Source organism: Gemmatimonadaceae bacterium (assembly GCA_036003045.1).
GTDB lineage: Bacteria > Gemmatimonadota > Gemmatimonadetes > Gemmatimonadales > Gemmatimonadaceae > JAQBQB01.
Genome location: DASYSS010000046.1, coordinates 25,553 through 43,575, shown reverse-complemented (window position 1 = coordinate 43,575; position 18,023 = coordinate 25,553). Strand labels below are relative to the sequence as shown.

Sequence of the window (18,023 nt, the reverse complement as noted above, 5' to 3'; positions counted from 1 at the left end):
GACCGGCCTCGCAGCTGAGCCCTCTCGGAGTCGGCAGTTTCGCCGTTCGGCAGTTTCGCGGTTCGGCACCTTCGCAGTCTCGGTGTTCGGCAGTCTCGGAGTTTGGCAGTTTCGGAGTTTTGGCAGTTTCGGAGTTCGGCCTCTTCGCCTTTCGTCTTTCTAAATGTCCGCTCCTTCCACGTCCGACCTCGACTACCGCCCGTCCTACGGGGCCGCCCTCGGCGTCTCGTTGGGCGCGCTGCTTCTGTATCTCATCACGCTGTCGCCCTCTACGGCGATGTGGGATACGAGCGAATACATCGCGGCGGCGTACACGTTCGGGCTTCCCCACCCTCCGGGAAATCCGCTGTTCGTGATCTTGGGCCGGACCTTCTCGATCCTGCCGATCGCATCCACGGTCGCGGTTCGGATCAACATTCTTGCGGCGATCTGTAGCGCGGCGTCGGCCGGCATGTGGTTCCTCGTCACCGAGCGGATTCTGGTGGGGTGGTTCCCGGCGCGCTGGCAGCGAATCGTCGGTGGCGTGCTCGGCGCGCTGCTCGGCGCGACGGCGTTCACGGTCTGGAATCAGTCGGTCGTCAACGAGAAGGTCTACACCGTGTCGCTCGTCGGCATCGCGGTGATTTCGTGGTTGATGATTCGCTGGTCCGATGACCCCGACGGTCCCAAGGCCGACAGGATTCTCGTGCTCGTCGCGTATATCTGCGGTCTCGGCTACGCGAACCACATGGCCGGCATGCTCGCGGCGCCGGCGGTCGGCATCGCCGTGCTCATCCGCCGACCGACGACGATCACCCGATGGAGATTGCTCCTCGCCTGCTTCGGCGCGGTCGTCCTTGGACTCACTCCATTTGCGACGCAGCCGATTCGCGCGGCGTACTTCCCGGCGATCAACGAAGGAGAACCGACCGCGTGCCGCACGCACCTCGCGGCATCGTGCACGTTCTCCAAGGGGACGCTCGACGCGTTCGAGTACAACTTCAACCGCGGCCAGTACGGTAAGCCGGACTTGAGCGACCGCCAGGCGTCATTCGGCGAACAGGTCGCGATGTGGTGGCTCTACTTCAAGTGGCAGTGGATCCGCGACGCGCACGGCGACCACCCGTTCTCGCAGGCGCTGCTCGCCGCCGGCGCGCTCGTCCTCGGAGTCTTCGGCGGATGGGTGCACTTCAAACGTGACCAGCGGAGCTTCTGGTATTTCGGCTCGCTGATGTTCACGATGACGCTGTTGTTGATATTCTATTTGAACTTCAAGCTGGGCGCGTCGCAGGATCCGTCGTCGCCGGCGCCGCACGAGGTGCGCGACCGAGACTACTTCTTCCTCTGGAGCTTCTCGGCGTGGGGCGTGTGGGCCGCGCTCGGTCTGCTGTACGTCTGGGAATCGATCGCCTCGCTGCTCGGCACCGAGACGGTCAAGGTGGGACGCGAAGCCATCGTGATGCCCACGCAAAAGAGTTGGCAACTCAGCTCGCCGGTGCTCGCGCTGGCGCTGATCCCGCTTTTCGGGAACTGGCACTGGGCGTCGCGCGCCGGACATCGCGACACGCGCGACTTCGCCGCAGACATGCTCAATTCGGTCGAGCCGTACGGCGTGCTCGTCACCGTCGGCGACAACGACACCTTCCCTCTGTGGTACGCGCAGGAAGTCGAAGGCATTCGGCGAGACGTCATCGTCGCCAACACCTCGTTGCTCAACACCGACTGGTACGTCCGCCAGATCATTCGCCGTCCGATCTTCGAGTACGACGCCGCGAAGGGTCCGGCGATCTACAAAGACCGGCAGTGGCCCAAGCCGACGCGCTCGCCACTCAACATGACGATGCTGGACGCCGACTCCGTGCCGGCGTACTACCCGCTCAACGCGCCGATGAACTTCACCGCGGGTCCGCTCAAGGCGACGATCGACCCGCGGAATCTCGACCACGGCGTCCTGCAGCGCGCGGATCTCTTCGTGCTCCGCATGATCCAAGACTCGTGGCCCAACCGCCCGATCTATTTCGCACGGACGTCGGGGAGCTACGCCAAACAGCTTGGCCTGGGCGACAACGTGCTCACTCAGGGGCTCGCGGCCAAGCTCTTCATGCCGCCGAGCGCCACGCCGAAGGATTCGGTCTACTTGCAGGGAGACGGCTGGCTCGACGTGGCTACCAGCTATGCGCTCTGGACGCAGACGTTCGTCGGACCGCGCTCGGTGCTGAACACCGGCGACTGGATCGACCGTCCTTCCGTCGGCATTCCGTATCTCTACGTCGCGACGGGCATCGAGCTAGCCGAAGCGCTCAAGATGCAAGGCAGAACCGCGCAGGCGAAGGGCGTCTTCAACACGTCGCGCGAAGTCGCGCAGGCGGTTCGCCTCGAGGACTTGCTGCGCGGCGCGGAGGCAGAGTTCAACCAGCCGACCGACACCGGCGCGGCGACGCCGCTCCCTGGCGCCATCCCCACGGCTCCGTCACAAGACTCGGCGGCGAAGCCGAGGCCGGGGACCACCAAGCCCGCGGCGACGAAGCCGCCGGCGGCAAAGGCCCCGGCGAAAAAGCCCTAGTCGCGCCGCGGAGGTCGCAAGACTTCCCGGCGCGTCGTGATCAGGCCGATGCGGTTGGCGTCCACGGCGACGCCAAGCCCCGGCGTTTCCAGCGGCACGCGGACCATGCCGTTCGCGTCCATCGTCCACTCGGGCGACACGATGTCCGTCGCCCAGTAGCGCGAGCTGGGACTCAGATCGCCGGGAAGCGAGAAGTTGGGGAGCGACGCGAGCGCGACGTTGTACGCTCGCCCCACGCCGCTCTCCAACATGCCGCCGCACCACACCGGAATTCCCGCTTCGGCGCAGACGTCGTGAATGGCCTTCGACGCCGCGAGTCCTCCGACGCGCCCCGGTTTGATGTTGACGATCCGGCCGCTGCGAAGCGCGATCATGTCGCGCGCGCGCTTCACGTCGGTGATCGATTCGTCGAGACAGATCGGCGTGTGCATTCGCCGCTGGAGCGCGGCGAGATCCAGCAGATCGTCCGCGCCGAGCGGCTGCTCGAGCATGATGAGACCGTACTCGTCGAGCCGCGTGAGGTGCGTGCCGTCGTCGATCGTGTACGCGGCGTTGGCGTCGGCCATCAGCTCGATGTCGGGACCGACGGCCTTGCGCACCGCGCGGACGAACTCGATGTCCCGCCCCGGCTCGATCTTGAGCTTGACCTTTTGGTATCCGGCGCCGACGGCGGCCTGCGCGCGCTCGACCAACGCGGCGGGCGATTCCTGAAGCCCGAGCGAGATGCCGGTCGGCACTTCCGTACGCGTTCCGCCGAGCAAGGTCGCCAGCGGCAGCTTTCGCATCACCGCCTCGAGACCCCAGCATCCCATCTCGATCGCGGCCTTCGCCATGTTGTGCCCGCGCACGTTCGCCGCGAGCTCGAACTGTGCGTGCGACGCGTCGACGAGCGGGCGGCCGAGCACGCGAGGCGCCAGCCATTTGCTGATCGCGAGCCACGCGGTGTCGATCGTCTCCGAGGTGTAGTTCGGCAGCGCCGAGGCGACGCACTCGGACCAGACGCGGGCGCCGCTCTCGTCGACCAGCTCGAGCAGAAGGATGCGCCGCGTCGACTCGACGCCCGACGAGATGCGAAATGGTTCCTTGAGCGCGAGATGGATCTCGCGCATGGTGATTCGCTCGAGACAAATCATCGGTTGAAAGTCGACAAGCCGGGGAGGGTTACTTGCCGGAACCGCGCGAGGGATGGACGACCGGCGAAAAGGCGACGCCGTCGGACCAATTGCCGGTCGCCGCGAGCGCAATGATCGCGCCATGCTCGAGGTCGATCGTGGCGACCCGGTTGCGCCCCTGAAGGGTGACGAACGCCCACCGGCTGTCCCTCGAAATGGTGACACCCTCCGGCGCGGGCGATCCTGCCACCTCGGTCGTCGCGACGAGACTGTCCGCGGCGACGGCAATGTCGAACCGCTGCCGCCGCGTCGCGGCGTCGAACACGCGCACGCGCGCTTTGATTGGATCGGTGACCACCGCCGTCAGTCCGTCGGGCGAGATGGCCATACGGTACGGCAGCCCGAACCCGCGCAGCGTGTCGACCACCGTCGCGCTGCGCAGATCCACGACGAGCACCACGCTGTCGCGATTGCTCCCCGCCCACGCAAACGATCCATCCGGCGAAATCGCGACCCCCTCGGGCTGCGCAGCAACGCGAATCACGCGGCCGCTGTCCGTCGCGAGCGGATCGAGCACCGTGATCGTGCCGTCGCTGATGTTGCCCATCACGAGGCGGTCGCCACGTTCGCTCAGTCCCAGCATATGTGTGCCGCGGCCGGAGCTCGGCCGCGTCGTGACGACTGTTCCGCGCCTGAGATCGACGAGCAGAACGGCCCGGCTCACCTCCGACGTAACCGCGAGCAGCGTGTCGCCGGGGAGAAAGACCATCCCGTGCGGGCGCTGGTGATCGCGAAGATCGATCGTGCGAATCGTGTCGAGCCTCTCGACGTCGACGAGGGTGAGCGAGTTTCCGGGCTTCCCTCGCACGCCGTAGTTGCTCACCACGGCCCGTCGCCCATCGTGCGACACGGCGACCTCGTGCGGCCCCTCGCCGGTCGCGAGCGTGGCGAGCCTGCGGCCGCTCTCCGCGTCCACGAGCATCGTCGTGTTGTCGTTCATGTTGCTGACGATGACCGTGCCGCGCGGCCGCTCCTGGCTTCGCGCGGTCGATGCGGCAATCGCGACTCCGACGACGATTTGAATCGCTCTGTGCGTCATCCTGGCTCCTCGGCTTGCTGACAATCTATGTGCGGGGCGGGACCTGTTCGCCGTGACGCGGTGTACGGGATCGATGTCCGACGGTCGCCTGTCCACCGCTTTCGCGCTCGTCCCGCTCCGACGATCTTTGATACCGGGAGGGCTGGCAGAATGGCTAATGCACCGGTCTTGAAAACCGGCGTCCGAAAGGACTTGGGGGTTCGAATCCCTCGCCCTCCGTTCCCGGTGCATACCGCCGAGCGTCGCACGTACCCGTTCGACTTTCCGCGACGTTCCCCGCGATGGACCGAGATCGGAGCGTCCGGCATTGCCACGGCCGTGCTGTTTCTCGCCGCGCTGGTCTCCATGACCTCGGTGTCGGACAGAGCCCGGTTCCGTTCGGGGCTCGACGACGGCCGCACGCAGACGCGGGTGACCTTTTTCCCACCGCCCGCGCCCTTGCCCCCCGCGCCGCGGCCGAAAGAGACGCCCGTCCAGCCTCGAACGGCTCCTCGACCGACACCCGTTCCACCGACGGCCGCGCCGGTCCTGCCCGCCGTTCCGACGGCCCCGCCGCGAACCGACACCGCCAGTGTGCCGACGCTGCCCACCGCGCCGCCGACAAACGTCACGCCTCCGAGTGATCGCGTCGAGTTTCGCCCCAGTGCCGGCGGGTCAGGCCTCGGCGCGCCCGCGGCCCCCGCCGGCCTCACTGAGAAATCGCGAGCCGCGCGAGGGGCGTCGACCATGACGTCGCGCGACTCGTCGCTCGCCGCGTGGGCCGCCGCCGCTCACGAGGCTCAGCGCTGGAGCACGATGAGCGACGACATGAAGAAATCGATCGCGGAAAGCAAAAAGGACGGCGTCAAGCTCGCGCAGCGAGTCGGCACAGCGGGGAATTCGGCCGACATCCACGTGATGCAGGGCGAGGGCAAGGACGGCGTCGGTGCCGTCGGCGGAGGCGGAGGATCGTTGGGGAGCATCAGCCTTCCCCTCTTTTCTCGCGGCAAGTCGCGCGAGCAACGCATGCGCGATTCGGTGATCGACGCCGAAATCCGCGCCGGACTCGCTCGATCCGCGGCGATCATCAAAGCGAGACGCGACTCCGTGCTCGCGGACTCGATTCGGGCGGATTCGCTCCGCAAAGTGGCACAGCTGCGCAAGCCATAGCAGTGACTGCCGCCCGCGGCGGCTCGTCCTTGCTGTATGGCGGCCTTTAGAAAAGTCTCTTGCCTGCTCTGGCAAGCGATGCTCGCCCTGGTGATTCCGGTCACGCTGTCGTCGCAACAAACTGATACACGTTTGTCGGCACGCGTGCGCGACGGGCGAATCGTTCGCTCGACCGCGGACGGCGAGGTGGTCCGGTTCGACACCCTCACGGTCGTCGCCGGGCCGGGAATTCGCGGGCAGATCGGCGCGCAGGAGATCCGGCCGGGCGCCACGTCGAGCGACGACATTCGCACGCTCACCGTCGTGTGGCCCCGAGGCAAGCGCCTGCCCTACGCGATCGTGGCCGACGCGGGTTACCAGAATCCGATCGTCCTGCTCGACGATGACTCGATCGGCGTGAAAGGCACGGTCAACCTCACGCGCAGTCGTTCACTCGCCATCGCCGCCGACCGCGCGATCGGCGTGCGCAGCGCCAATCGACAGCTGTACGAGCTATTGCGCCGCCAGCTGACCGCGGCCGATCCGCTTTCCGCTCACGTCGACGTCGAGTGCGAGACGGCGCGGCTCCGGAAAGCGTTCCCCGATTCCGGCGAGACGCTCATTGACGCCGCCGAGCAGCGCGCGATCGACCCGATGCGCGACGCGAAAGCGTTGCGGCGCCTCGACAAAGCGCTGAGCGGACACGCCTTCGAAGGCTGCCGCGCGGACAGGAAGACCTACCAGAAGAAATCGTAGCCCTGTCTACGGACTACGCCGCGTCCAAATCACCAGAACGCCGCACGTCGAGTTGAGGCGCGTGTACTCCGCCGGCGTTTGCGCTGGCGTCGCGTAGTACTCGATCGCCTCGATCTGACTCGGCGGAATCGAGTTCACGTCGAAGAGCGGCTCCGAGTCGCGCCCTTGGTAAATGGGCGTCCGGTCCAGATACACCTGCGCGTAGCAGCTCTGATGCGCACCAAGCGTCTTGTCCTGCGCATCCGGATTGACGAGGCGCAAGCCATGCGCGCCGGTGATCCAAGCGCGTCCGCCCTGTCCCCGCACCATCGAGAGACCGTTGAAGGACTGCAGAACCGACGACGTCGACGGTCCGCCCTCCAGCTTCGCGAGGTCGGCGCGAGTCAAAAAATGACCGAGCCCGAGACGGCGATTGTCTTCGAAACTCGCCATCCCTTTGTCGACCGCCGCTTCGTTGACAATCACCGAATCCAGCGTCACCGCGCGCGTCAGCTCGAATCGGCGTTGCAACGTGCGTCCGATCGGGAACGCGAGATTCGTATCGATCGCGCGATAACCGATGCGGCGCACGAACACGCGCTGAGATCCCGCCGGAAGCCCGTCGATCCGGAATCCACCGGCGGCGTCGGTCAACGTGCTCTTCGACAATTCCGGTACGACGACGTTGGCCGCCACGATCGGCCGGCCAGCCGAGTCGACGACGGTTCCGGCCAAGGTCGCGAAGTCGGTGACCGCGTTCCGCGCAAGCGTGAGCTCGGCTCGAGCGAAGCGTCCCTTCGCAGGAATACGCACGACGACCGGCACTCCGCCCTCGCCGGCCGTCAGTGAAATCGGTTTGTCGACCGGAACTCCGCACACGCGAAACGCCCCGCGCGAATCGGTCCGCGCGTCCAGCCACATCGTTCTGCTGCTGACCTCCGATGCCAGCTGTCCGCCGAGCGGCATCGACATCTGGCTCCATTCGGCGGTGACCTTCACGTTGCGCGGCGGCGCCGAGTCGCCAATCAATGCGACCGTACCGAGCACGATCCCCGGCGTGTCGAGCGACCTGTTGCCGCACAGGTTCGACAACAGCTGCGGCCCGCTGGGGATACGGAGCTCGATCGATGCGGACGAGTCCGTGAACGTGATCGGTACCTGCTGCACCGCGTTCACCGAATCGAGCGACGGCGTTCGCACCTCCATCGTGTATTCCCCGAGCAACACACCGGGCAGAGCGAAACGTCCGCGGCCATCGGTCGCGCCGACGACGGCGGTCCCCATGAGTCTCAGTCGCGCGCCGGCGATCTTGTCACCCGACCCCGAGTCGACCACGATCCCGGACAAGGCGACCGGCGGGCGAGTCCACAGCGTGTCCTTGCCTTGCCGCGCCATCGCGAGCTCGCCTCCGGCGACCCGCACGGCGATCACCTGGATTTGGTCGCCGCCGCGGCTTTGCGACCGCACGACGTGTTCGAGCAGCGGCATGCGGATGTTCCAACGCGAAATCACCCAGGTCCCGTTCGCCATCCGGATGAAGCCGGCCTCTCCGCGCGCGACCGCATCCTGCTCCGGAAGAATGTTGGAATATCTGAACTCCATTGTGCGCAGCTCGGCGCTTTTCGCGTCGAGCCAGAGCGTGCCGCGAACCTCCGGCTTGTTTCGCCTGTCCGGCGTCGGTTCGAACGCGAGGCCGAGCCGATCCCGGTCGCTCGTCAGGTGGAAGCAGTGGTCTTCGACGAACGACGGCGACAGGAGGACGTCGAGCCCGGGCGCGTAGTACGTCATCGAGTTGTCGCGGTCGGTTACGACGTAGCCGTCCCGATGCAGCGCCTCGGGCGAGTGCGACGTCCACGGCTCGCGAGCGTAGCCGGAGGTCACCGTCGAGCTTTGGGTGCGTACTCGCCGCGCGTCTGCTTCGAGCGTTCGCTCGAACGAGATGACCGTCGTGTACAGGTTCTGCGCCGCCGCCGTGAGCGACGCCGCCGTAACGGCGCCGTGAACCTGCTCCCACACCGCGTAAGCGGCACCCGAGTCGCCGAGCGCGCGGCACGCGTTGCGCCCCGCGACGCGAACGGTGTCGAGGCCGACCGGCAATCCCGTCAGGACGATGCGCCGCGACACGTCCGGCCCAGTCTGCAAGACGATCGGCGGCGAGTCCGTCGGATGAAAGCCAATGCGCAGCGTGTGCAGCCGGTAGGTCCCCGCGGTTCGCGCCACGACGCGAAATTCACCCTGCGCGTTGGTCAGGGCGCGACCGGCAATGTGCGACGCGCTGTCGACCAGTTGGACCACGACACCCGGCACCGGGACTTCGGCGCGATCGACGACGATTCCGCGAACGCTTTGCGCCGGGAGTCTGGTTGAGCCGGCGGCGGCGAGCGACGCGGCGACGACCACTGCCGCCCATCCAGAGACGCGAATCCGCATTCTCTACTGTGTCACTTCTCCGCGGCTCGTGCAACGTCACTCGGCGAAGCCGACGGGTCGGGCCGGACGAGCCGCACGGCGTTCCTCTCGAGCGAGAAACGAAGCGGGCTCTCCATCACGACCAACTCGCCGTCGACGGCGATCGTCGCCCGGGCGTGCCGGAGCACGATGTCCGCCCCGGCCGCGAGGTGCGAATCGATCCCGTCGAGTCGAAGAAATTCTTCTCGTCCACGCAGGAGGGCGCCGAACGCCAGCGCGGCAATCCGCGGACGGCGCCGCTCGTTGATCACGATGACATGCAGCGCTCTCGCTCCCTCGGGACGGCGCTTCCCGAGCCCGCCGCGACCGAATTCTCGCTCTCCCACGCCCACGAACAGCAGCGGCGTGCGAAAGGCCTCGCGCTCCCCGTCATCGGTGCGAAGCGCGACCTCGATCCAACGCGGCCGTAGCCAAACTCTGACTGCCGCGACCAGACTGGCGAGGTAGTAGCCAAGGTATCGTTCGCGGGACTCGCGGTGGCGGACGAAGTCGACGTACGCACCGACCGAGGCGGTGTTCACCATGACCCGGCCGTTGACCATGCCGACGTCGATCGGCTGCGACGAGCCGCTCGCTGCCAGCTCGAGCGCCGCGGCCGGATCCAGCGGCAGGTCATAGTCGCGCGCGAAATGGTTGAGAGTGCCCGCCGGCACAATCGCGATCTCGAGCGGCGTCCCGATCGCCGCTCCGGCCGCGGAGGCAATCGTTCCGTCGCCGCCGCAAACCAAGATTCTTTGGCGACCCGCCGCCGCCTCGGTGCGAATCAGCGCTGGGATCTCGTCCGGACCGGCCTCGCGCGGATCGAAACGCCCGTCGCCGGCGAGTGCGCTCCTCACCGCCGCGGCGTTACCGGACTTCGGGTTGACGAATGCCGGAATGCGCCCGTCTTGGGACGGTTCGTCGGGCGTAGGCGCGACGCCGCCGGAGCTTGCCGTACTAGCCGGCGCGACCCGGCAGCGCCCGTGTCACTTCGCGGATCAATCGCGTAGCGACGCTGTCCCCGAGCGAATCGGCGGCGGCGAATGCGCCGCGCGCTTCTGGCGAGTCCGCTGGCGCGGCGCTCGGAACACGCACCGGAATGACGATCCGGACGAGCGCCTCTTCGGTATGCCCGAGCAGCGCCGCGTCGCGGAGAAGATTCCACTTCACGCGATATTCGCTCGCGACGACTCGGCCGCGCCCCTGATACCAGTAGTACACGACGTCCGTCGCCCTGCCGTTCTTGAGCACATAATAATTCACGTCGTGCGATGCGCCCTCGGCCACGATCGCTCGCGTACCGCCGCGCAGCACCTCCCACCCCGCGCCGGGAAGACAATTGCGCGGCGAGTGGATCGTCTTTCCCTGCCCCTGCCGGTCGTAGTACGACACGAGCGTCTGAAACGCCTGCGCGGAATCGCGCACGTACGCGCGGGCCACGTAGTCCGACATGCCGGCGACGCGGCGCTCGTCGTCGCCGATGTGCAGATCCGCGACCTTGTAGCCGTCGAGGGTCGGAATGATCGAGGTCAGCGGCGCGGCAAGCGGCATCTGGCGCTGCGAATGTGTCTGCCACACGAAGCCGCACCCGACGAGCAGGATGAAGGCGGGAACGAACCCCCGCCACCCCAGGCCATCGCTCGGCGTTCGGTCAAGCATGCTGAGGCTCCGCCGCTTGGTCATTCGATTGCGTCAGCCGCTCGACGAGTCCGCCGATCCACGCCATGCCGGCGAGAATGGACAACGACACGAGAAAGAGCAGCCAGCCTTCGGTGACGTGCATGAAGCCCTCGCCATACGCGGGGCTCACGTAATAGACCAGATATCCCGTCAGGAACACGCGAATGCCGTTCACCACGATCGCCACCGGAACCGCGAACAGGAGCAGAGCCATGCGGGTCACCGGCTTCTTGAGCACGAGCGCGCCGAGCAGCACGGACATGCTGAGGAGCGCGGTGAGCGACCGCAGGCCGCTGCACGCTTCGGTGACGAAGAGCTCGCGCCCGGGAAGCTGAATCACGTTGCCGGCCAATCGTACGGGCACGCTCCGCATCTCGAGGAGCGCCGCTCCCATGCGCGACGCCTTGAATTGGAGCGGCAGCGCGAGCGTCTGCGTGATCAATTCCGGCAACGGAATGGAGAGGCAGATGAGCGCGAAGGGCAGCCACCAGCGAAGGAGCTGCCTGAATCCGAATTCGTAGACGGTAATGCCGGCCAGCGCGATCACGACGGAGCCGCGCATCGTGAACAGCTCCGCGGCCAAGCCCGATGCGGTGCGCACGGCGATCGCGAGCAGCAGCAGCGTGATGCCGAGCGTACGATTCGGCTTGGCATCGGGTCCGATCCCCGACCGCCAAGCCATCCAGATCGCCACGGGCGCGAGCAGGAGTCCGTGACCAGCCTCCGGCATCGTCCACCAGTCGCGGGCGAGCAGGTAGATGGGCTTCGCGAATAGCACGGCGAAGGCTACGGCGGTCGCGATCCAGGGCAGAATCGCCGCGGCGCGCACAGTCGCAACTGCTCCGGCCGGAGCAGCGGATTCAGGCGAATCTGAAGAGATCGGCGGTGCGGAGATTCCGGTGCCCATACCTATCGCCTAGTCGAAGCGACCCACGCGTGGCCCACCAACACCCGGGCGTCGTCCCAATATACCGTTTTGACGCCCAAACTCCGCGAAGCCAATTCGATGCAAGATGGGGGGATCCACTCTCACCTCAGAACAAAACGGGCCGGGCGAAGGTCGCCCGGCCCGGAAACGCTCGATACGGCGTGCTATTGTCGCTGGCGACGCTTGCGTGCGGCGCCAAAGCCGCCCAACCCGATGAGCCCCGTGCCGACCAACCAAAGACTCGCCGGCTCCGGTGTCGTCGTCGTACTGGCTCCGCAGCCAGCCTCGACGTCCGTGTAGAACGTGGTCGTGTTCGTTTGCGCGTCCGTGGCAGTCTTGACCGAGCAACTGGCGCCAGTCGGAGTGGTCAGTCCCTGAATATGGGCGGCCACGTCGCCTCCGGAGAGGTCACCGGGAGCGCCCGTGTACGTGAAGGTGAATCTGATATCGGTGGCCTTCGCGCCGTTCTTATTGTCGCAGATGACCGTGCTCTGGGGGCTGAGGTCGGTGCATCCGGTGAAATCCCAGCCGGAGCAGCCTCCGTTGTCACACGGATTCAAACCGGTGAACGTTCCGCTTCCGGTCGTGTTGAACAGACCGAAGGTCGAAAACCCGACGCCGGAAGGGGCGCCCCCGTTGATCGAATTCAAGGTCAGCTCGAGCGAGTACGTCGTCGAGCTTGACCCCCCGATCTGAATCAGGTTGAACCCGAGACAGATGTTGAGGGATCCGCCGGTGCACGAATTGGCGGTGCTTTCAAGTGTCGTGTCCGCCAAGGCGGTCGACAGCGGGAGAAGTCCCACGGCTCCGGCAACCAAGGCCGATCGGCCTGCCCGTCCGAAACTCAGCATCGCCCGATACCCAATCTTATGAGGTTGACCGACACAAGTCGCAGCTTTGCTTCAGCATGGTACGTGCCCGACCGTGAAAATCCACTCGCTTGAGTCCGCAACGCACCGAAACGCTGCAACCAAGCCCGTTTGTAACCGAGTTCGCCCCGCGAGCCGTTCCAATCCGGACATGCAGTTGTCGACGTGACGCCACAGAATTGATGTTGGCACCCAACGGTTCGTCCAGGCCCTGATCCGTGTGAGAAGGACGCCGCGGAGTCCGCGACGGCCGGTCAGATCAGAATCACCAAACTGGCAACGCCATGCGCGACCGCTCCCTACTCATCCTTGATTCTCCCGAACACGTAGCGGAACGACAGGATGACAGCCGCGAGATACGCAATTTCGTACGAGAAACCCATGACCGCCGTGCGCACGATCGCCTTCTTGATCGCCGTCAGCGCGGGTCCCGGTGGGGAACGTAATGCCAACGGGATGTCGAGCGCAAACAGGACCAGCGCGGCGCCGACCACTAAGAAAAGGCAAAGGAAGGCCACACCCATCGCGACCACCCCCTCCCGCTTCGCCCGCGACAGAAAACTCGCAAGGAGAATCGTCATGCCGATAGTCAAAAGCGGCAGCGAGGCGATCGTTACCGCCGCGGTCCCGAACTCCCACTCCGCGCTGTGAAAGGCTGGCGGGTACCACTGCGAGAGGATGTCGCTTCCGCCGACGACCACCAACAGCAGGCCAAACCACCCGAACAACCGCCACGCCGTCTGGGGCGCGCCGTGGGCAAGCGGATCCCGCGCTCGCCGGTCGGACTGAATGACCACATGGGGCGCCGATGTCGGCGTCGTGGCCGGGAGTCCCCCTCCGCTTCGCCCGCGCTTGCTCTCCGTTTCAGCAGCCACAGTCCACTCCCAGTCGCGGATGGCCGCCCCGAAGAGCATGGGGCGACAATGAATGGTGAATATGCCGGCCCTCTAAACAGTCGGCAACCGGTTATCGGTAGCCCGCCGCCTGCATCGAGAACAACTCCGCATAAAGCCCGCCCGATGCCACCAGCTGGTCGTGGGTTCCCTGCTCCACGATTTCGCCCTTGGTCAGCACGACGATCCGGTCCGCCATCCGAACCGTCGAGAACCGGTGCGAGATGACGACCGCCATGCGGCCCGCCATCAGCGCGTTGAACCGAACGAACACGTCGTACTCGGCTCGCGCGTCGAGGGCGGCCGTCGGCTCGTCGAGAATCAGGAGCTGCGCGTCGCGCATGTAGGCGCGCGCCAACGCGACCTTCTGCCACTCTCCGCCCGAGAGATCCACGCCGTCGTCGAAGCGGCGGCCAAGCATCTGGCGGTAGGAGCCCGGCAGTCGCGGCAGCAGTGAGGCGGCGAGCGATTTCTCGGCGGCGCGGGCGATCGCTTCGGGCGGTTGTCCGTTCGTCTTCGACGGCTCCGCGTCGAGGTACTGCCGTACATCTTCGACCTCGCCCACGCCCACGTTCTCGTCGAAGCGCATGTCGTACCGCACGAAGTCCTGAAAGATCACGCCGATCGCGTGCCGCACGTCGTCGAGGTCGTATTCGCGAAGCTCGACGCCGTCGAGCAGAATGCGCCCTTCGCTGGGGTCATAGAGGCGCGCCAGGAGTTTGGTGAGCGTCGTCTTTCCGGCTCCGTTCTCGCCGACGAGTGCGACCCGCTCGCCGGGACGGATCTCGAACGACAGGTGCCGCACCGCCCAGTGCTCGCTTCCCGGATACTTGAAGCCGACGTCCTCGAACACGAAGCCTTGGCGAATCGGTTTGGGAACGGCGAGCGCGCCCGGTTGGCTCCGAATCGACGGCTGCATGTCGAAGAAGTCGAACAGATCCTTCAGGTAGAGGCTCTGCTCGTAGATGCCGCTCGCCGACATGAGCAGCGACTGGATCAGATCGCGGCTCTGGCGGAACGACGCGGCGAGAAAGGTGAGCGTGCCGATCGTGATCGATCCGCCGACCGCGCGCACGAGGACCACGACGTACGCCGCGTAATACCCCGCCGTACCGACCACCGAGAGCAACGAGCTCACGAACGCCTTGCGGATCACCAACGAGCGATTCTCGTCGTAGAAGCGGTCCGACAGCGCGCGATATCGGTCGATGAGCCAGGGCGCGAGGCCGAAGAGCTGCACCTCTTTCGCCGTGCGGTCGCTCGCGCCCACGTAACGGACGTAGTCGAGCTGCCTCCGCTCGGGCGTCCACCGAAAGAGCAGCGCGTAGGAGAGCGCCGCGAAATGCGTCTCGCCGAGGAAGCTCGGAAGCACCGCGAGGACGAGCAGCACGAGCAACCACGGGGCCTGGGCCGCGAGCGCCGCGCTCAGTGAGATGAGCGTGAGCATGCTCTGTCCCATGCCGAGCAACTGCGAGAGCAGCGCGACGCGGCCAGCGGTGCCCTGCCGCGCCCGCTCCAGGTGGTCGTAGAACTTCGGGTCCTCGAACTGGTGCAGGTCGAGCGTCGCCGCGTGCTGCATCAGGCGGACGCTCATCCGGTTGGTGAACCGGTCCCCGAGCAGCGATTCCACGAGCCCCGACGTGCGCGCCAACAACTCCCCGCCGACGACCGTAGCCATTTCGAGCGCAACAAGCATCCACAGGTGGTGCGACGACCCGCCCCCCCCGAACCGCGCCAACCTGATCACTTCATCGATGATGAGCTTTCCAACCCAGAGGGTGGCGACCGGCACGAACGAACGAGTCACCCGGAGCACGATCATGGCCGCGGTGTATCCGCGGTGGGTCTCCCAGACGAGGCGAATGAGCCGCGGCACCAGCCGCATCGCCGCGATCCGCTCGCGAAGCGGTGGTCTGGGAGCTTTCGGATCCGGCCGCCCTCGCACGATCATGGGATGACTCATCAGGACAAAGTTACCGGGGACCGGGACGTCACAAACGATCCTGAACCCGGGGTTGTAGCATCGGCAGCGGAGGAGGAACGGGCGATCGTCGCGCGAGTACAGCGCGGCGACATCGATGCCTTCGACGCTTTGGTACGCCGCTACATCGATCGGGCGCTCGTCGTCGCACGGCGCATCACCGGGAACACGCACGACGCCGAGGACCTGGTGCAGGACGCGTTCATGCGCGCGCTCGAGCGAATCGGCAGCTTCGACAACTCACGTCCGTTTGGTCCGTGGTTCTTTCGCGTGCTCACCAACACCGGTCTCAACGCGCGCCGCGCGCGGATTCTGCGCATGACCGAACCCGAGGCGGTGGACGCGCCCTCGCGGGACGCCGGCCCGGACGAGATGGTGGAGCGACGCGAGATCCGAGAACGATTCGACGCCGCATTGGCAACCCTTTCACCGCGCCAGCGTCTCATTGTGACCTGGTTCGAGGTAGACGAAGTCTCCTCGTCGGAGATCGCCGAGCGCCTGGGGATTGCGCAGGAGACTGTTCGGTGGCATTTGCATCAGGCGCGTCGCGTCTTGCGCGAAGCGCTGGGAATCGTCAGAGATTGAGACGGCCGCGGAGACCCGAATGAGCCGACCCCCGATACGACCTTCCCGGACGAGGCCAGACGAACCATTGGATCGCGATCCGTCGCGAGACCCGCAGTTGGTCGCTGCGCTGCGGCGGCGCGACGCCGTCGTCTCGGACACCGATACGCTTCGCCGCTCGATCGCGGCGAGTGCCCGCGATCGACTCGCGCGTCTCGAGCGCGGAGACGTCAACGGCGATCAGTGGTGGGACTGGACGGCTCGTTGGGCGCGCGCCGCGATTCCGATCGCGTGCGCGGCCGGCTTGGTCGGCGTTGCCGTGACGGCGATGCTCGCGCTTCCTGCCGCCGAGGAGCAGCAGGCGCTGCGCGCTCCCGTCGTCGCGTTCGCGACGGTCGCGTCGCCCGACGCCAGCCCGGCACAACTCATCGACTCGCTCGTCGGCCCGGCGACGCACGACTGGGTGCTGAACGGAGCCGTCTCGCGATGACGGCACGCGGCACCGCCGCCGTCGTCCTCGCGCTGTGCGTTTCGGTTGGCGTCATCGGGGGAGTGGTGCTGGACCGAGTACTCCTCATCCCGAATCAGATCGGGCGCCGCGGCCCACCTCCGCGCGGACAACGGCCGTTGTGGCCGGCCAGCCAGGCCGCGTCGCGCGATCGCTTGGCGACGGAGCTCGCGCTCACCGACGCGCAGCGTGCAAAACTCGATTCGGTGCTCTCTCGCCAGACCGCTCGCTTCCGCTCGGCGCGCGAACAGATCCAACCGCAGATCGACAGCATCTTCCAACAGACGCGCGCGCAGATCGATTCGATGCTCACGCCGAAACAGCGCGAGCAGCTTCAGAACATTCGCGATCGAAATCTGTTCGGATTTCCGCCTGGTATCGGGCCGAGACCGAGCGATTCATCGAGGCCGAGGAGACGAGGGCGCTGAACGCGCCCAACTCAAATCCACCCGCGGACTCGATACTCGAGCAGCGCCAACTGCTCGTACAGCCAATCGGCTGTCGCGTGCAACCGAGTCGTCGACGAATTGAACGTGTTCACCGTGTACTCTCGCTCGTCCGCCGGCACGCACGTCACCTGAAAACCGACTTTCTCGAACGCTCGGCAGGCGCGCGTCGTGTGGAGTGGGCTCGTTACCACGGCGACTCGCTTCTGTTCGAGCGGGAGCAGGAGCGCCGCGGTCCGCAGCGCTTCGTCGCGCGTCGTGGCAACCGGCCCAACCGCGTGCCAGCGCCCGGTGTCGGCGGCGAGATCGACGAGCCGGCGGCGATCCCAGTCCGATTCGAGACGGTTGGTCCCGGGGATCGCGCTGCGTGTGGTCACGAGGAGACGAGCGCCGTTGTCACGGAAGACCGCGAGGCCGGTCAGGAGTCGCTCGAGCGCCGACGGATCGAGTAGGCTGTCGGCGCTTACCGTAGACGACAGCACGATGACCGCGTCGAGCCGATCCGCGGGCATCGGGTCTCGGCGTATCAGCGAGTGAACCGGCCCGCGCATCACCGACGTGAAGCCGATGACGTACACGACGGCGGCGACGATCGCGCTTCCGATCGCAATCGTCCGGGTCGAGACGCGCGCGCCAAGCCACGCGCCGACGGCGACCGCGACGATATGGTCGAACCATGGAAACGGGGCCGGACGTGGGAAGCCCGTCGCGGCGTAGGTGATGACGAACACGAAGCCGATCGACGCGCCGATGATCGCGCCCGGCCAATTCGCGCGGGGATGTTTCCGCGCGCCGTGCAGGTAGACGGGAGTCTTCAGTGGACCGGAGAGGGTGAAATGTTCCTAGCACGACGAGCGAGCGCGCTCGGGCGTCCCACTCTGTAGCGCGACGGTGCGCCGGATAGTTTCGCGGGATTCGAGATCCGTGCTAGATTTGGTGGGTCGGGGGAGGTGGCCGAGAGGCTGAAGGCGGCGGTTTGCTAAACCGTTATACGGGCTTAAACCCGTATCGAGGGTTCGAATCCCTCCCTTCCCGTGAAGAGATGGCGGGGAGCCCGCGACAGCGGGCTCTCGTCGTTTTCGGCATTCCG

The 18,023-nt window shown here is 66.4% G+C and carries 16 protein-coding genes and 2 tRNA genes; 8 read left to right on the top strand and 10 right to left on the bottom strand.

Translation table 11 applies throughout. The features are described from left to right. Positions 1–163: 163 nt before the first annotated feature. Positions 164–2,542: a DUF2723 domain-containing protein gene (locus VGQ44_11655; GenBank protein ID HEV8447472.1), complete on the top strand. Its 2,379-nt coding sequence runs from the start codon at positions 164–166 to the stop codon at positions 2,540–2,542. On the opposite strand, the gene menC is transcribed toward VGQ44_11655, so the two are convergent. Beyond that, positions 2,539–3,675, bottom strand: a complete 1,137-nt coding sequence (gene menC, locus VGQ44_11650) for an o-succinylbenzoate synthase (protein HEV8447471.1) — start codon at positions 3,673–3,675, stop codon at positions 2,539–2,541. The two genes, VGQ44_11655 and menC, sit on opposite strands and share 4 nt — an antisense overlap. A gap of 28 nt (positions 3,676–3,703) precedes the next feature. Beyond that, a complete protein-coding gene (locus VGQ44_11645; protein ID HEV8447470.1) occupies positions 3,704–4,753 on the bottom strand; it encodes a cytochrome D1 domain-containing protein in 1,050 nt (349 codons plus the stop codon). Positions 4,754–4,889: 136 nt separating this feature from the next. Between VGQ44_11645 and VGQ44_11640 the strand changes: the two genes are divergently transcribed. The 3 genes from VGQ44_11640 (at position 4,890) to VGQ44_11630 (ending at position 6,637) form a co-directional block, all read left to right on the top strand. After that, positions 4,890–4,972, top strand: a tRNA-Ser gene (locus tag VGQ44_11640). A gap of 507 nt (positions 4,973–5,479) precedes the next feature. Continuing rightward, positions 5,480–5,902: a hypothetical protein gene (locus tag VGQ44_11635; GenBank protein ID HEV8447469.1), complete on the top strand. Its 423-nt coding sequence runs from the start codon at positions 5,480–5,482 to the stop codon at positions 5,900–5,902. A 36-nt stretch (positions 5,903–5,938) separates the two neighbouring features. Then, a complete protein-coding gene (locus tag VGQ44_11630; protein HEV8447468.1) occupies positions 5,939–6,637 on the top strand; it encodes a hypothetical protein in 699 nt (232 codons plus the stop codon). Between the two features lie 6 nt (positions 6,638–6,643). Here the strand turns inward: VGQ44_11630 and VGQ44_11625 are convergent, their stop codons facing one another. The 7 genes from VGQ44_11625 to VGQ44_11595 form a co-directional block, all read right to left on the bottom strand. Continuing rightward, entirely contained in the window at positions 6,644–9,046 is a 2,403-nt protein-coding gene (locus tag VGQ44_11625; protein HEV8447467.1) for a carboxypeptidase regulatory-like domain-containing protein, read from the bottom strand. Positions 9,047–9,057: 11 nt separating this feature from the next. Then, positions 9,058–9,963, bottom strand: a complete 906-nt coding sequence (locus VGQ44_11620) for a diacylglycerol kinase family protein (GenBank protein ID HEV8447466.1) — start codon at positions 9,961–9,963, stop codon at positions 9,058–9,060. 58 nt (positions 9,964–10,021) lie between these two features. Further along, positions 10,022–10,723 (bottom strand): EpsI family protein, encoded by a 702-nt coding sequence (locus VGQ44_11615; GenBank protein HEV8447465.1) that lies wholly within the window; start codon positions 10,721–10,723, stop codon positions 10,022–10,024. Then, positions 10,716–11,651 (bottom strand): exosortase/archaeosortase family protein, encoded by a 936-nt coding sequence (locus VGQ44_11610; GenBank protein HEV8447464.1) that lies wholly within the window; start codon positions 11,649–11,651, stop codon positions 10,716–10,718. The genes VGQ44_11615 and VGQ44_11610 overlap by 8 nt, the downstream gene beginning before the upstream one ends. 185 nt (positions 11,652–11,836) lie before the next feature. Beyond that, positions 11,837–12,475, bottom strand: a complete 639-nt coding sequence (locus VGQ44_11605) for a PEP-CTERM sorting domain-containing protein (GenBank protein ID HEV8447463.1) — start codon at positions 12,473–12,475, stop codon at positions 11,837–11,839. Between the two features lie 365 nt (positions 12,476–12,840). Further along, a complete protein-coding gene (locus VGQ44_11600) occupies positions 12,841–13,455 on the bottom strand; it encodes a hypothetical protein (protein ID HEV8447462.1) in 615 nt (204 codons plus the stop codon). 52 nt (positions 13,456–13,507) lie between these two features. Continuing rightward, positions 13,508–15,397 carry an ABC transporter ATP-binding protein gene (locus VGQ44_11595; GenBank protein ID HEV8447461.1) on the bottom strand — a complete coding sequence of 630 codons (1,890 nt, stop codon included), beginning with the start codon at positions 15,395–15,397 and terminating at the stop codon, positions 13,508–13,510. Between VGQ44_11595 and VGQ44_11590 the strand changes: the two genes are divergently transcribed. The 3 genes from VGQ44_11590 to VGQ44_11580 all read left to right on the top strand — a co-directional run bounded on the left by VGQ44_11590 (position 15,389) and on the right by VGQ44_11580 (position 16,915). Beyond that, entirely contained in the window at positions 15,389–16,000 is a 612-nt protein-coding gene (locus tag VGQ44_11590; protein HEV8447460.1) for a sigma-70 family RNA polymerase sigma factor, read from the top strand. The two genes, VGQ44_11595 and VGQ44_11590, sit on opposite strands and share 9 nt — an antisense overlap. Before the next feature lie 67 nt (positions 16,001–16,067). Beyond that, entirely contained in the window at positions 16,068–16,469 is a 402-nt protein-coding gene (locus tag VGQ44_11585) for a hypothetical protein (protein ID HEV8447459.1), read from the top strand. Next, entirely contained in the window at positions 16,466–16,915 is a 450-nt protein-coding gene (locus VGQ44_11580; protein ID HEV8447458.1) for a hypothetical protein, read from the top strand. Before VGQ44_11585 ends, VGQ44_11580 begins: the two co-directional genes overlap by 4 nt. 11 nt (positions 16,916–16,926) lie before the next feature. Here the strand turns inward: VGQ44_11580 and VGQ44_11575 are convergent, their stop codons facing one another. After that, positions 16,927–17,664: a YdcF family protein gene (locus VGQ44_11575; GenBank protein ID HEV8447457.1), complete on the bottom strand. Its 738-nt coding sequence runs from the start codon at positions 17,662–17,664 to the stop codon at positions 16,927–16,929. Positions 17,665–17,877: 213 nt separating this feature from the next. On the opposite strand from VGQ44_11575, the gene VGQ44_11570 reads away from it, so the two are divergent. Then, a tRNA-Ser gene (locus VGQ44_11570) sits at positions 17,878–17,968 on the top strand. Positions 17,969–18,023: the final 55 nt, after the last annotated feature.

Coding starts and splice junctions, on each gene's coding strand:
- VGQ44_11655 (HEV8447472.1), top strand. CDS start 164: ATGTCCGCTCCTTCCACGTCCGACCTCGACTACCGCCCGTCCTACGGG.
- menC (HEV8447471.1), bottom strand. CDS start 3,675: ATGATTTGTCTCGAGCGAATCACCATGCGCGAGATCCATCTCGCGCTC.
- VGQ44_11645 (HEV8447470.1), bottom strand. CDS start 4,753: ATGACGCACAGAGCGATTCAAATCGTCGTCGGAGTCGCGATTGCCGCA.
- VGQ44_11635 (HEV8447469.1), top strand. CDS start 5,480: ATGACGTCGCGCGACTCGTCGCTCGCCGCGTGGGCCGCCGCCGCTCAC.
- VGQ44_11630 (HEV8447468.1), top strand. CDS start 5,939: ATGGCGGCCTTTAGAAAAGTCTCTTGCCTGCTCTGGCAAGCGATGCTC.
- VGQ44_11625 (HEV8447467.1), bottom strand. CDS start 9,046: ATGCGGATTCGCGTCTCTGGATGGGCGGCAGTGGTCGTCGCCGCGTCG.
- VGQ44_11615 (HEV8447465.1), bottom strand. CDS start 10,723: ATGCTTGACCGAACGCCGAGCGATGGCCTGGGGTGGCGGGGGTTCGTT.
- VGQ44_11610 (HEV8447464.1), bottom strand. CDS start 11,651: ATGGGCACCGGAATCTCCGCACCGCCGATCTCTTCAGATTCGCCTGAA.
- VGQ44_11600 (HEV8447462.1), bottom strand. CDS start 13,455: ATGCTCTTCGGGGCGGCCATCCGCGACTGGGAGTGGACTGTGGCTGCT.
- VGQ44_11590 (HEV8447460.1), top strand. CDS start 15,389: ATGACTCATCAGGACAAAGTTACCGGGGACCGGGACGTCACAAACGAT.
- VGQ44_11595 (HEV8447461.1), bottom strand. CDS start 15,397: ATGAGTCATCCCATGATCGTGCGAGGGCGGCCGGATCCGAAAGCTCCC.
- VGQ44_11580 (HEV8447458.1), top strand. CDS start 16,466: ATGACGGCACGCGGCACCGCCGCCGTCGTCCTCGCGCTGTGCGTTTCG.